Origin of the sequence: Streptomyces sp. NPDC091972 (assembly GCF_044756385.1) — a bacterium.
Taxonomy (GTDB): Bacteria; Actinomycetota; Actinomycetes; order Streptomycetales; family Streptomycetaceae; genus Streptomyces.
Window position 1 is genome coordinate 1 of sequence record NZ_JBIVSV010000013.1, and the last position, 15187, is coordinate 15187.

General features: G+C 73.4%; 3 protein-coding genes. All 3 read left to right on the plus strand.

Annotated elements, in window-relative coordinates:
* Positions 1-9 precede the first annotated feature (9 nt).
* The 3 genes from ACIQJT_RS31780 (at position 10) to ACIQJT_RS31790 (ending at position 15161) form a co-directional block, all read left to right on the plus strand.
* Positions 10-8349, plus strand: a complete 8340-nt coding sequence (locus ACIQJT_RS31780) for an amino acid adenylation domain-containing protein (protein ID WP_402649303.1) — start codon at positions 10-12, stop codon at positions 8347-8349.
* Positions 8350-8386: 37 nt separating this feature from the next.
* A complete protein-coding gene (locus ACIQJT_RS31785) occupies positions 8387-14869 on the plus strand; it encodes an amino acid adenylation domain-containing protein (protein WP_402649304.1) in 6483 nt (2160 codons plus the stop codon).
* Positions 14870-14939: 70 nt separating this feature from the next.
* A complete protein-coding gene (locus ACIQJT_RS31790; RefSeq protein WP_402649305.1) occupies positions 14940-15161 on the plus strand; it encodes an MbtH family protein in 222 nt (73 codons plus the stop codon).
* The last annotated feature ends 26 nt before the right edge of the window (positions 15162-15187 follow it).

Consider the following 15187-nt stretch of genomic DNA (forward strand, 5'->3'; position numbering starts at 1 on the left):
GGGGATGTGGTGTTGTTTCATGCGCCGCATGCCTTTGACATCTCGTTGTTCGAGGTGTGGGTGCCGTTGGCGTGTGGTGCGCGGATTGTGGTGGCCGGGCCCGGGGTGGTGGACGCGGCGGCCGTGCGGCGGCACATTGCCGCCGGGGTGACTCATGTGCACGTCACCGCGGGGTTGTTCCGGGTGCTGGCGGAGGAGGCGCCGGAGTGTTTCGCGGGAGCGCGGGAGGTCCTCACCGGCGGTGACGTCGTCCCAGTGCGGGCGGTGGAGCGGGTGCGTGCGGCTTGCCCCGAGGTGCGGGTCCGGCACCTGTACGGCCCCACCGAGGCGGCGTTGTGCGCCACATGGCATCTCATCGAGCCGAGCGACGACATCCCTCAGGAGCTGCCTGTCGGCCATCCGTTGACAAACCGTCAGACGTACCTGCTGGACGCCTTCCTCCAGCCGGTGCCACCCGGTGTGACAGGTGAGTTGTATGTGGCCGGGGTGGGTTTGGCGCGCGGGTATCTGGGGCGGGCCGCTTTGTCCGCGGAGCGGTTCGTGGCGTGTCCGTTCGCGGTCGGGGAGCGGATGTATCGCACCGGCGACTTGGCGTACTGGACGGACGAGGGCGAGTTGGTGTTCGTCGGCCGGGCGGATGCCCAGGTGAAGATCCGGGGCTTCCGCGTGGAACTGGGCGAGGTGGAGGCGGCTTTGGCCGCGCAGCCCGGTGTCGGGCAGGCCGTGGTGGTCGCCCGTGAGGACCGGCCCGGGGAGAAACGGCTCGTCGGCTACCTCGTGCCGAGCGGCGGAGACCTGGACACCGAGGCGGTACGTGCTGGGGTGTCCGGCTCGCTGCCTGAGTACATGGTCCCGGCCGCCCTGGTCGTGCTCGATGCGCTGCCGCTGACCGTCAACGGCAAGGTCGACCACCGGGCCCTGCCCGCACCGGAGTTCACCGCCGTGGAGAGCCGTGATCCTGCCACCGCCGCCGAGAAGCTGTTGTGCGAACTGTTCGCCGAGGTGCTGGGCCGGGAGCGGGTCGGAGTGCAGGACAGCTTCTTCGAGCTGGGCGGCGACTCCATCATGTCGATGCAGCTCGCCGCACGCGGTAACCGCAAGGGCATCGCCTTCAGCGCGCAGGACGTCTTCGAGCGTGAGACCCCGGCCGCCCTCGCCGCCGTCGCGCAACTCGCCGACGGCACCGCCGGTCCTGAGGCCCCCGAGGCCGACTCCGCCGGTGAAGTGCCGTGGACCCCGGTGATGCGAGCCCTGTGCGAACGGGCCCCGCGCGCCGTGGAGACCGGAGGTCTCGCCCAGTGGGCGGTGGTCGCGGCCCCGCCCGCCCTGGGGGAGGCAACACTCGCCGCCGGCCTCGGCGCCGTGCTCGACACACACGGCATGCTGCGCTCTCGCGTCGAACCGGGGGCCGAGCCCAGGCTGTTCGTGGCCGAGCGAGGCAGCGTGGAGGCCACGGGACTGGTCAGCCGCATCAGCGCGACCGCCGGCAGTGGCGAAAGCCTCGACGCGCTGGCCGACCGTGCCGCCCGCGACGCGGTCGCCCGCCTCGACCCCACGGCCGGCGTCATGGCGCAGGCCGTTTGGGTCGACGCGGGCCAGGAGACCGGACGGCTGGTGCTGGTCGTGCACCATCTGGCAGTCGACGCCGTGTCCTGGCCCGTGCTGCTCACCGACCTCCGAGCCGCGTGCGAGGCCGCGGCCGCCGGGCGGGAGCCGCAGCTGGCGCCCGCCGGGATCTCCTTCCGGCGTTGGGCGGAGAAACTGGCCGCCGAGGCCCTCAGCGACACCCGCACCGCCGAACTGCCCGCCTGGGCCGCGCTGCTCGGCGAGGGCGACGCCCAGATCGGCGATCGGCCGCTCGACCCCACGCGGGACACCGCGGCGACCGTGCGCCGCGCCACGTGGACGCTCTCTCCCGCACAGGCCCAGGATCTGGTGAACCGCGCCCCCAACGCCTTCCACTGCGGTGTCCACGAGGTGCTGCTCGCCACCCTCGCCGGAGCCGTCTCCCACTGGCGGGGGCGGACCGAGGACGCCGGCACCGCCGTACTCCTCGACATCGAGGGCCACGGGCGCGAGGCGCTCGACGGCGTGGACCTGTCCCGTACGGTCGGCTGGTTCACCAGCGTCAAACCCGTGCGGTTGGACACCGCGGGCGTCGACCTCGCGTCGGCGCTGGCCGGCGGACCGGCGGCGGGGACGCTGCTGAAGACCGTCAAGGAACAGGTGCGGTCCCTGCCGGGTGACGGACTGGGCTTTGAGCTGCTCAGGCATCTCAACCCGCGGACCGCAACCGTGCTGGCCGAACTCCCCACCCCGCGGATGGGTTTCAACTACCTCGGCCGGTCCGCCGCCTTCACCGGGACGGCCGGCGAGCCCTGGCAGGTCGTGGGCGGCATCGGCGGATCCGTCGACCCCGCCACACCCGTCAAACACGTCGTGGAGGCGGGTGCCGCCGTCCGCGACACGCCCGACGGGTCGGAGCTGACCCTCAGCCTCAGCTGGGCCGGCGAGGCCTTGGACGCTGCCGACGCCGAGGCGCTCGGCCGGGCCTGGCTGGCCATGCTGGACGGTCTCGCGGCCCACCTCACCGAACCCGGGGCGGGCGGCCACACTCCCTCCGACTTCCCGCTGCTCGAGCTGACCGGGCAGGAGGTCGCCGAGATCGACGCCGCGGTGCCGGCACTTGCCGACGTATGGCCGCTCTCGCCGCTCCAGGAAGGGCTGCTTTTCCACGCCGCTTACGACGAGCAGGGCCCCGACGTCTACGAGGGACAGCGCTGGCTGGAGCTGACCGGGCCGCTGGACGAGGCACGTCTGCGGGCGTCCTGGCAGGCCGTGGTGGCCCGGCACGCAACACTGCGCGCCGGGTTCCGGCAGCTGGACTCCGGCAGGTTCGTCCAGACCGTCGCCCGCGAGGTCGAGATCCCGTGGCGGGCGGAGGACGTCTCCGACCTGCCCGAGGCCGAGGCGCTGGCGGCGTTCGAGCGGCTGGCCGCCGAGGACCAGGAGCACCGCTTCGACCTCGCGAGCGCACCGCTGCTGCGGGTCCTGCTGGTGCGGATCACCGAGCGGCGGCACCGGCTGGCGTTCACCAGCCATCACATCGCCTCCGACGGCTGGTCCCTGCCGGTCATGGTGAGCGAGGTCGTCCGGCTCTACGAGGCGGGCGGCAACTCTCGCGCCCTGCCGCCGGCCACCTCCTACCGCGCCTATCTGGAGTGGCTGTCGCGGCAGGACAAGGAGGCCGCGCGCGCCGCCTGGCGGGCCGAGCTGGCCCCCGTGGACGAACCCACCCTCGTGATTTCCGCGGATCGGGTGACGGCCCCCGCCGAGCCGCAACGGGTGACGTACGAACTGGACGAGGAGCTGGGCCGCAGGCTCATCGCGCTCGGCCGACGGCGAAGTCTGACCCTCAACACCCTCCTCCAGGGCGTCTGGGCGGTCCTGCTGGCCCGGCTCACCGGCCGTAACGATGTGGTGTTCGGAACCACGGTCGCCGGGCGTCCCACCGAGTTGCCCGGTGTCGAGTCGATGATCGGGCTGTTCATCAACACCCTGCCCGTGCGCGTCGGTCTCGACGGCGCCCAACCGATGCTGGAGATGCTGACCGACCTCCAGGAGCGGCAGGTGGCGCTGATGTCCCACCAGCACCTGGGGCTCACCGAGATCCAGCGGCTGGCCGGGCCCGGCGCCACCTTCGACACCCTTGTCGTCTACGAGAACTACCCGCGACCGCCACTCGGTTCGGACGACCCGGACGCGCTGTCCGTCCGCCCGGCCGGAACCCCCGAGGACGCGGGCCATTACCCGTTGACCCTCGTTGCGGTCCTGGAGGACGAGCGGGTGCGCGGAGACCTCGTCTACCGGCCCGACGCCTTCGCACGCGCGGACGTCGAGGAGCTGCTCGCCATCCTGGTGCGGGTGCTGGAGCAGGTGGTGGCCGATCCGGCCGTCGCTGTCGGGCGACTGGAGGTGACGGGGACCGCGGAACGAGCCCTGGTGCTGGGCGAGTGGAACGACACCGCCACCGAGACCCGGCCGCCCCGGGCCTCGCTCCCGGAGCTCTTCGCGGCCCAGGCGGCCCGTACGCCGCAGGCGACCGCCGTCGTCGGCGCCGACCGTGAGATGACCTACGCCGAGCTGGAACGGGAGGTGGGCCGTTCGGCCCGCCGGGTGCGCGATCTCGGGGTGGTCGCCGAGACACGGGTGGGGCTGCTGGTGCCGCGCTCGGTGGAGATGGTGGTGGCGCTGCTCGGCGTGTCGCGGGCCGGTGGCACGTTCGTCCCCGTGGACCCCTCGTACCCCGCCGAACGGATCGCGTATCTGCTCGCCGACGCGGCGCCCCCGGTCCTCGTGTGCACCACGGGGACCCGGGCCGCCGTGCCCGACGACTACCCGGGCCGGATCCTGGTGCTCGACGACCTCGACGACGCTGACCTGCTCGCGGAACCGCTGGACGTGGTGCCGATACCACCGGAGCAGGGCGCGTACGTGATCTACACGTCCGGTTCCACCGGCGCTCCGAAGGGGGTGGTGGTCCCGCACGCCGGCCTGGGCAACCTGGCCGCCGCCCAGATCGACCGCTTCGCCGTCGGACCGGAGGCGCGTGTCCTGCAACTGGCCTCCCTCGGCTTCGACGCGGCCGTCTCCGAGCTGCTGATGGCGTTGCTGTCCGGCGCCGCCGTGATCGTGGCGCCCGCCGAGACACTCCCTCCGCAGGTGTCGTTGGGGGAGGCGCTGCGCCACTGGGACATCACCCACGTCACCGTGCCGCCCAGCGCGCTGGCCACCGCGGACGAACTCCCCGACGGCCTGCGCACGCTGGTGGTCGCCGGTGAGGAGTGCCCGCCCGCCCTGGCCGACCGCTGGGCCGGCGACCACCGGATGATCAACGCGTACGGTCCGACCGAGACGACCGTGTGCGCCTCGATGAGCCCGCCGCTGGTTCCGGGAGCGGACGTCGTCCCGATCGGCAGGCCCATCGCCAACGGGCGGACCTACGTCCTTGACCCCTTCCTGCGGCCGGTGCCGCCCGGTGTCACCGGCGAGTTGTACGTCGCGGGCGCCGGGCTGGCGCGCGGCTACCTGGGACGGGCCGGGCTGACCGCGGCCCGGTTCACGGCCGACCCGTTCACCCCCGGTGGGCGGATGTACCGCACCGGGGACCTGGCCCGCTGGACCCCGGACGGCCTGCTGGTCTTCGCCGGACGGGCGGACGCCCAGGTGAAGGTGCGCGGCCACCGCGTGGAGCCGGGTGAGATCGAGGCCGTGCTCTTCGCACACCCCGGCGTGGCGCAGGCGGCGGTCGTCGCCCGCGAGGACACGCCCGGGGAGCGCAAACTGATCGGGTACGTGGTCCCCGACACGAGTGACCGCAGCCGTGACGAGCGGATCGCGCGTGACCAGGTCGGCGAGTGGCAGGTGCTGTACGACTCCGTGCACGCCGAGTCCACGGACGCCGGGTTCGGCGAGAACTTCGCCGGCTGGAACAGCAGTTACGACGGGCAGCCCATCCCGCTCGCCGAGATGCGCGAGTGGCGGGAACGGGCCGTGGAACGGATCCGCGCGCTGCGGCCCCGCCGCGTGCTGGAGATCGGGGTGGGAACCGGACTGCTTCTGTCCCGGCTGGCCCTGGACTGCGAGGAGTACTGGGCCACGGACTTCTCCGCGCCGGTCGTCGAGGAGCTGCGCCGCCATGTCGAGGGGGATCCGGAACTGGCCGCGCGTGTGCGGCTGCGGGTCCAGGCGGCGGACGAGGCCGACGGGCTGCCCGAGGGGCACTTCGACACCGTCGTCCTCAACTCCGTCGCGCAGTACTTCCCCGACCCGGACTATCTGCGGCGGGTGCTCGACCTGGCGCTCCGGCTGGTGGCCCCGGGCGGCGCGGTGTTCGTCGGCGATGTGCGCAACCACCGGCTGCTGCGGCCCTTCGCCACCGCTGTGGAGACGGCGCGCACCACCGACCAGGACGTCGCGACGCTGCGCCGGGCGGTGGAGCAGAACCTCACCATCGAGAAGGAACTGCTGGTCGACCCGGAGTTCTTCGCCGCGCTCGGCACCCGCCTTCCCGACGTGGCAGGCGTCGACATTCGCGTCAAGCGGGCCCGGCACGTCAACGAGCTGAGCCGACACCGGTACGACGTGGTGCTGCGCAAGACGGGCACGGCCACCCTGAGCGTCGCCGACGCACCCCGCCTGACCTGGGCCCGTGCCGGTGACCTCACCGGGCTCGCCCGCCATCTGGAGTCCGCGCACCCCGACCGGCTGCGACTGACCGGCGTGCCCAACGCCCGAGTGGCGCACGAGGTCGCGCTGGCCCGCTCACTCGACGAACAGGTCCCCGCGCAGACCGGGGAGGCGGTGCCCGGCCCGAGCGTCGAGGAGCTGTACGAACTCGGCGAGCGGCTCGGTTACTGGGTGGGCGTCACCTGGTCGGCGAGCGCGCCCGACGAACTGGACGCCGTGTTCGTGCGTTCCGCGCTCGCCGGCTCCTCGGCCGTGGTGGACCTCTACACACCCGCGCCGGTGCCGCCCCCGGTCCTCACCAACGACCCCACCGCCGGCCGCGGCACCGGCGCTCTGCTGGCCGAGCTGCGCGAGTACCTCGAGCGGCGGCTGCCCGCCTACCTGGTCCCGACCTTCCTGGTGCCGATGGACCGGCTGCCGCTCACCCCGAACGGCAAGCTGGACCGGCGCGCGTTGCCCGCCCCCGACTTCGCGGGCCGGGCGGGCGGACGTGACCCCCGTACCCCGACCGAGGCGTTGCTGTGCCGTCTGTTCGCGGAGGTGCTGGGGCTGGAGCGGGTCGGCGCCGACGACAGCTTCTTCGCCCTCGGTGGCGACTCGATCACCTCGATGCAGCTCGCCTCGCGAGCCCGCCGTGAGGGGATCCTGCTCACTCCCCGGCAGGTCTTCGTCGAGAAGACACCCGAAGGGCTCGCCGTACTCGCCGATGCGACTGCCGCGGAGGAGGCGGCGACCGGGGAGGTGCCGTGGACGGCGGCTATGCGGGCCGTGCCGGCCGACGGTACCGGGTCCGCCCAGTGGAGGGCGTTCCCCGTTCCGGCGGGTCTCGACCAGGATGCCTTGGCGCGGGCGCTGCGGACGGTTCTCGACACCCATCCGATGCTGCGCTGCCGTATAGGCGACGAGGGCTCCGGCTCGGCGCTGGTCGTCGCGGAGGCGGCCGTGCCGGACACGGCCGCGCTGATCCACCGGGTCGACTCCGACGAGCGGCTCGACGACGCCGTGGCACGCGCCGCGTCCCTGCTCGACCAGGCCCAGAGCGTGCTGGTGCGCGTGGTGTGGGCGGACGCGGGCCGGGAGAGCCGGCTGGTGCTCGTCGCCCACGAGCTGGTCGTGGACGAGGAGTCGTGGCGGATCCTGGTGTCCGACCTGCGGACCGCGTACGAGGCGGCGGCGGCCGGACAGGAACCGGCACTGGAACAGGAGAGCACCTCGTACCGGCGCTGGGCACGGCTGCTCGCCGAGCAGGCCACCGACCCGCGGCGCACCGAGGAACTGGAGGGCTGGACGGCACTGGCACGCTCCGGTGAGCGGGTCGCCGCCGTCGGCGACGAGGCCCGCGCCTGCTGGTCGGTGACGCCGGAGGTCACGGCCGTCGTCACCGACCGCACCCCGAAGACCTTCCACTGCGAACCGGCCGAAGTGGTCCTCGCCGCCCTGGTGGGCGCCGTGGTGGAGTACGGCACCGCCTCAGCGGTGCCGGTGGACCTGGAGATCTCCGGCAGGCAGCCCGTCGGCGGAGCCGATCCGTCCCGTACGGTCGGACGCTTCGCCCACCACATCCCGGTCCGCATCGATCTCGCCAGCCTCGACCTGGGCTCGGCCCGGGCCGGCGGCGAGGCGGCCGGGGACCTGCTGAAGACGGTCAAGGAGCAGGCGCGGGCGGTGCCGGGCGACGGCCTGGGATACGGCCTGCTGCGCCACCTCAACCCCGACACCGCGCCCGGGCTCGCCGCCCTCGCCCCGCCCACGCTGGCGTTCGGCTACCACGGTCACGCCTCGTACGCCGACGAGCCGTGGCGCCCCGTCACCCGGTCCACCGCCACACGGGTCTCGGGCCATGCGGTGCACGCCACCGCCCAGCTGCGGGACACCCCGAACGGCCTCGAACTGACCCTCGAACTCCGCGGCCGGGCCGACGCTCTCGGCCCCGACGCGCTCCAACGGCTCGGCCGGGCGTGGCAGGAACTGCTCGGCGGCCTCGCCGCACACACCGACGACCCCGCCGCCGGCGGCCACACCCCCTCCGACTTCTCCCTCCTGGACCTCGCACAGAGCCAGATCGAGGAGTTGGAGGCGGGACTCACCGACGACCGGTGACAGCACACGACCGCAAGCCTTTGTGAGGAGTAACGCGATGCCCCGATCCCTTGTCGAAGACGTGTGGCCGCTGTCCCCGCTCCAGGAGGGTCTGCTCTTCCACGCCGCCCTGGACGACCGCGGCGGCCCCGACGTGTACACGGTGCAGGCCGTGCTCGCGCTCGAAGGACCGGTGGACGGTGCCAGGCTGCGCTCCGCCTGGGAGGCACTGCTGACCCGGCACTCCGCGCTGCGCGCCTGCTTCCGCCATGTCAGCGGCGCCCAGATGGTACAGGTCATCGCGCGGGAGGTGAAACTGCCGTGGCGTGAGGAGGATGTCAGCGGGCTGCCGGAGGAGGAGGCGGCGACGGCCGCCGACCGGGTGGCGGGCGAGGAGCTGGGCCGCCGGTTCGACCTGGCCACCGCCCCTCTGCTGCGGATCGCGCTGGTCAAACTCTCCGAGGACCGGCACTGGATGGTGGTCACCAGCCACCACATACTGATGGACGGCTGGTCGATGCCGGTCGTGATGAGCGAACTGTCCACCCTGTACGCGGCGGGCGGCGACGCCTCCGGGCTGCCGCCCACGGCCTCCTACCGCGACTACCTCGCCTGGTTGAACCGGCAGGACAAGCAGCGGGCGCGGGACGCGTGGCGGGCCGAGCTGGCGGGGCTGGACGACCCCACTCTGGTGGCGCCCGCCGACCTCACCCGCCTGCCCGACTCCGGGTTCGTCCTCACCGACCTCTCCGAGGAGCTGACGGCGGGTCTGGTGGAGCTGTCGCGCGGTCACGGGCTGACCCTCAACACGGTCGTGCAGGGCGCCTGGGCGGTCGTGCTGGCGCAGCTCGCCGGCCGTACTGACGTGGTGTTCGGCGCCACCGTCTCCGGCCGGCCTGCCGAACTGCCCGGCGTCGAGTCCATGGTGGGCCTGCTGATCAACACCCTGCCGGTGCGGGTGCCGCTGGACGGACGGCAGCCCGCCGTGGAGATGCTGGCCGCACTCCAGGAGCGGCAGGCCGGGCTCATCGCCCACCAGCACCTCGGGCTGCCCGAGGTGCAGCGGCTCGGCGGGCCGGGCGCCCTCTTCGACACGCTCGTCGTCTACGAGAACTTCCCGCACGCCCCCGGCAAGCCCGGCTCCCAGGCCCTGTCGATGAAGCCGGCGAAGCTCGCCCGGGACACCGCCCACTACCCGTTCACCCTGGTCGTCGCCCCCGGTGAGCGGCTGCACGTCAAACTCGACCACCAGTTGGAGCTGTTCGACCGTGACACCGCCGAAGCAGTGCTGGGCCGGCTGCTGCGGGTGCTGGAACAGCTCGTCGCCGACCCGCGGGTGCCCGTGGGACGGCTCGCCACGGTCGGCGGGCCGGAACGGGAACGGGTGCTGAGCGAGTGGAACGCCACCGAGGCGGCCGTGCCCGGGAGTTCGGTGTCCGAACTGTTCGCCGAGCAGGCGGCCCGCGTCCCCGACGCGGTCGCCGTCGTCGACGGCGAGCGGACCCTGACCTATGCCGAACTCGACGTCGCCGCGGGCCGGTTGGCCGGTGAGCTGGCACGGCGCGGGGTGGCGCGCGGCGATCGGGTCGCCGTCCTCATGGAACGCTCGGCCGAGCTGCTGACCGCGCTGCTCGCGATCTGGCGGACGGGCGCCGCGTACGTGCCCGTCGACGTGACCCACCCCGCCGAGCGGATCACTTTCCTGCTCAAGGACTGCGCGCCGACCGCCGTGCTGTGCACCCGCGCCACCCTCGCCGGCGTGCCCGAGGACACCCCGGTGCCGCCGCTGGTGCTCGACGACCTGCCGGCCGACGGGGACCGGCTGTCCTCGGTGCCGGTCACCGCGGACGACATCGCGTACCTGATGTACACCTCCGGCTCGACCGGTACGCCCAAGGGCGTGGCCGTGCCGCACGGCGCGGTCGCCGCGCTCGCCGGGGACGCGGGCTGGGGCCTGGGCCCGGACGACGCGGTGCTGCTGCACGCCCCGCACGCCTTCGACGCGTCCCTGTTCGAGACATGGGTGCCGCTGGTTTCCGGGGCTCGTGTGGTGGTGGCGGAGCCGGGCGTGGTCGACGCCCAGCGGATCGCAGAGGAGGTCGCCGCCGGGGTGAGCACCCTGCACCTGACAGCGGGCACCTTCCGGGTGCTGGCCGAGGAGGCGCCGGAGTGCTTCACCGGGCTGCGCGAGGTGCTCACCGGCGGTGACGTCGTACCGCCGCAGGCCGTGCGACGGGTGCGGCAGGTCTGCCCGGAACTGCGGATCCGGCACCTGTACGGGCCCACGGAGACCACGCTGTGCGCCACCTGGCACCTCATCACCCCCGGCTCGCCCGACGACGGCACGCTGCCCATCGGGCGGCCACTGGCCAACCGCCGGGTCCACGTCCTGGACGCCTTTCTCCAGCCCGTACCGGTCGGGGTGGCCGGTGAGCTGTACATCGCCGGAGAGGGCATGGCGCACGGGTACGCCGGGCGGACCGCGCTGACCGCCGAGCGGTTCGTGGCCGACCCGTACGCGGACGGGCGGCGGATGTACCGCACCGGAGACCTGGTGCGGTGGACGGACGACGGCGAACTGGTCTTCGTCGGCCGGGCCGACGCCCAGGTCAAGATCCGCGGGTTCCGCGTGGAGCCGGGCGAGGTGGAGACCGTGCTCGCCGCGCAGCCCGGAGTACGGCAGGCCGTGGTCGCCGTCCGGGACGACGGGCCCGGTGAGAAGCGCCTGATCGGGTATGTGGTCGCCGACGGGCCGGACCTCGACCCCGAGCGGGTCCGGGAGCAGGTCGCCCGGGTGCTGCCGGAGTACATGGTCCCGGCGCTGGTGATGGCCATGGTGACGCTGCCGGTGACCGCCAACGGAAAGGTCGACCGCAAGGCGCTGCCGGCCCCCGACTTCCTCTCCCGGGCCGCCGGACGGGCCCCGGAGAGCGAGACCGAGCAGCTGATGTGCACCTTGTTCGCCGAGGTCCTCGCCCTCGACGAGGTCGGCGCCGAGGCCAACTTCTTCGAACTCGGCGGCGACTCCGGCCTCGGGATGCGCCTGGCCCGCCGAATCCGCGAGGAACTCGGCGTCGATCTGCCCATCCGGCAGTTGTTCTCGGCGCCCACCCCGGCCGGTGTGGCGAGGGCGCTCGCCGCCAAGGTCCGGCCCGTCCTGCGGCACGTCGAGGACCGCCCGGACCCGCTGCCCGTTACCGCGGGACAGCTGCGCACCTGGCTGCTGGACCGGCTCGCCGGCGACGACAGCGGGGCCACGCCCGCACACCACGCCCTCGCGGTGCGGCTGCGCGGCGCCCTCGACCGGGACGCGTTGACAGCGGCGCTGGGCGATGTGTCCGACCGGCACGAGATCCTGCGCACCACGTTCCCCGGCGCCGGCCGCTCGGTGCGCCAGCAGGTGCTGCCACCGGAGGCAGGGCGGCCCGCGCTGCGGCTCACCGACGCCCAGGAGGAGGAACTGCCCGCGCTGCTGGAGCGGGCGGCGGCCCACACCTTCGACCTCCCCCGCGAAGTGCCCTGGACCCACAGTCTGTTCGCGCTCTCCGACACCGACCACGTCCTGCACCTGCTCGTGCACCGTATCGCCGCGGACGTCCAGTCGACCGGTGTGCTGATGCGCGACCTGGCCGCGGCCTACGGTGCCCGGCGCCGGGGCCGTGCTCCCGAACGGGCGCCGCTGCCGCTGCAGTTCGCCGACTACGCGCTGTGGGAGCGGGAGCTGCTGAGCGGTGAGGAGGACCGCGAGGCGCTGGCCTGGGACGAGATCCAGTACTGGCGCGGTGCCCTCGAAGGAGCCCCGGACGCCCTGGAGTTGCCCACGAACCGGGCGCGCCCGGTACTGCCCTCCCGCCGGGCCGGATCCGTGCCGGTCCGGCTGGACGCCGAGGCGCACGCCCGGCTCACCGTCGCGGCCCGGCCGTCGGGGGCCTCCGCCTTCACCGTGGTCCAGGCGGCGCTCGCGCTGCTGCTCGGCAGGCTGGGCGCGAGTGACGACGTCACTTTGGGCACCGTGCTGCCGCGCAGTGACGACGAGGTCGAGCTGGAAGGACTCGTCGGCGCCTTCGAGAGGCCCCTCGCCCTGCGCACCGACCTCTCGGGGGATCCCACCTTCACCGAGCTGCTCGGCCGGGCGCACGAGGCGGGACGCGAGGCCCGGCGTCACCAGGACGTGCCCTTCGCCCGGCTGCTGGAGGTCCTCGGCGTGCCGCCCACACCCGACCGCCACCCCGTCTTCCAGATCGCCCTCGACGTCCGGGACGAGGACGAGGACCCGTGGGATGCCTGGCAGTTGCCGGGCCTGAACACCAGCCCACTCGACCTGGGCACCGCCGCCATGGAGTTCGACCTGTCCCTCCACCTCGACGTGACCGAGGACTTCGACGGCGCCCCCGGCGGCCTCACGGGCGAACTGCGCTACGCCACCGACCTGTTCGACCGGGACATGGCGGCCACCCTCGCCGCACGCCTGGTCCGGGTCCTGGAGCAGGTCGCCGACGACCCGGACCTGCGGGTAGGGGACGTCGACCTGCTGCTGGACGACACCGAGCGTCGAGCGGTCACGGAGCTCGACGACCGGGCCGGCACCGAGGCGCCAGGGACGACGGTCCTCGAGGCGTTGGCCGCGCAGACGGCCGCCACGCCGCAGGCTGTCGCGGTGGCGGACACGTCGGGACCGGTCACCTACGCCGAACTGGACGCTTCGGCGCGGACGCTGGCGCGGCGGCTCGCAGCGGAGGGAGTCGGCGCCGAGGACGTCGTGGCCGTGGACCGGCCCGCGGGCGCGGCACTCGTCGGCGCGATCCTCGGAGTGCTGAGGTCCGGAGCAGCACTCCGGCCGGTGGCCGGCCCGGACCGGTCACCGGGGGCGACACCGTTGACCGGTGTGGTCACCACTGCGGCCGGCGCCGGAAGCTGGGCGTCTCCCGAAAGCCCGCTCTTGGTGCTCACCGACCCCGACGGAGTCGAGACCGACGGAACCCTCGCCGACGTGACCGACAGCGACGGAACCCCCGCTGATTACGTCACCCCGTGCACCGCGCTCCCCGGCCACTCCGCCCTGTTGCTGCCCGCGTCGGCCGGGGACGGCCCTGACTCGGTCGTCGAGCACCGCACGCTCGCCGCCCGCGTCGCGCACCGCGCGCTCACCGCTCCCGTCACCGGTGTGACCCTCCTGGACTCCCGCGTGCCGACCGCCTCCCTGATCACCCCGCTGCTCGCCACCCTGAGCGCCGGTGGCACCGTGCGCTTCGGCACGCCCGCCGGTGACGAGCGAGGAGCCGATCTCCTGGTCACCACCGGAGCCCTGCTCGCCGAACAGGCCGCGGACCCGGCGCCGTACCCGGAGATCCTGGTGGTCGACGAAGAGGCACACCGGATCCCCGCGGCCACCGCCCGGGTCATCGGCCACGCCCTGCCCGAGACCGGCGGCGCTTGGCTGGAGGAGCGGCTGGGCCCCGGCGAACACCCGGGCAGCTCCGGGCACCCGGCGGGACGACCCGTCCCGCACACCCTCGCCCATGTCCTGGACGACAGGCTGCGCCCGGTCCCCTTCGGAGTCGAGGGGGAGCTGTACGTGGCGGGCGACACCCTCGCCCGAGGCTACGCGGGGCGGCCCGCGGCGACCGCTGAGCGGTTCGTCGCCGACCCCTACCGTCCGGGCGGCCGGATGCTGCGGACCGGTAGGCGGGCCCGGCGTGAGCGTGAGGGGGTGTTGTCGCTGTGCGACCGGCGCGTCGCGCAGGCCGCGGGGCCGAGGGGCCGGGGGAGCGGCGAACTGGGCGTACTGCTGCCGCTGCGCCCCGAGGGCAGTCGGCCGCCGCTGTTCTGCCTCCACCCGAGCATGGGGCTGAGCTGGTCGTACGCGGCACTGGTGCCGTATCTGCCGACGGACCTGCCGGTGTACGGCGTGCAGGCGCGCGGGCTCGCCGGGCCGGAGCAACTGCCGGGCAGCGTCGAGGAGATGGCTGCCGACTATGCCGACGAGATCCGTACGGTGCAGCCGGAAGGCCCCTATCACCTGCTCGGTTGGTCGTTCGGCGGCCTGATCGCCCAGGCGGTCGCCTGCCGGCTGGAGGAGGCGGGCGAGGAGGTGGCCCTGCTGGCGCTGCTCGACTCCTATCCCAGTGCCGGCAGGTCGGTCTCCCGGGACCGCGGTGCCGCCCGCGACGAACAGATGGCGACCCTGATGGAGCAGGAGATCGAGGTGGCGGCGGGTGCCGACGCGCGGAGCAACCTGGGTGAGCCGGTGCTGTCACGGATGCGGGAGGTGCTGGGCAACATGGCCCGGTTCGCGCCCGGCCACGCCCCACGCCGCTTCGGCGGTGACGTCCTGTTGCTGATCGCCGCCCACGACCGCCCGGACGACCTGCCCGTCTCCCGGGCCAGGGCCGGCTGGGAGCCACTGACCGGCGGCACCGTCGAGGCGCACGAGATTCCGGTCGACCACTACCGGATGCTGCACCCGGCGAACCTTCCGCCGGTGGGCCGCATCCTCACGGAAAAACTCACCTCGCCCCGGAATCCCACCTTTTCCGAGTGACCCGTTCGCATGCGGATCCCGGCATTCGACCACACCGAGAAAACCACCGGACAAGAAGGCGGAAAACACGATGACGAATCCTTTCGACAACGAGAACGGCACCTTCCTCGTGCTCGTCAACGACGAGGGCCAGCACTCGCTCTGGCCGGTGTTCGCGGAGATCCCGCAGGGCTGGACCACCGCGTTCGGCGAGGCGAGCCGGGCGGAATGCCTGGAATACGTCGAGCAGCACTGGACCGACATGCGGCCCAAGAGCCTCATCGCCAGGACGGAGGGCGCTGCCACGGCGTGAGCGGCGGCGCACGGACGAAGGGAGAC

Coding starts and splice junctions, on each gene's coding strand:
- ACIQJT_RS31785 (WP_402649304.1), top strand. CDS start 8,387: ATGCCCCGATCCCTTGTCGAAGACGTGTGGCCGCTGTCCCCGCTCCAG.
- ACIQJT_RS31790 (WP_402649305.1), top strand. CDS start 14,940: ATGACGAATCCTTTCGACAACGAGAACGGCACCTTCCTCGTGCTCGTC.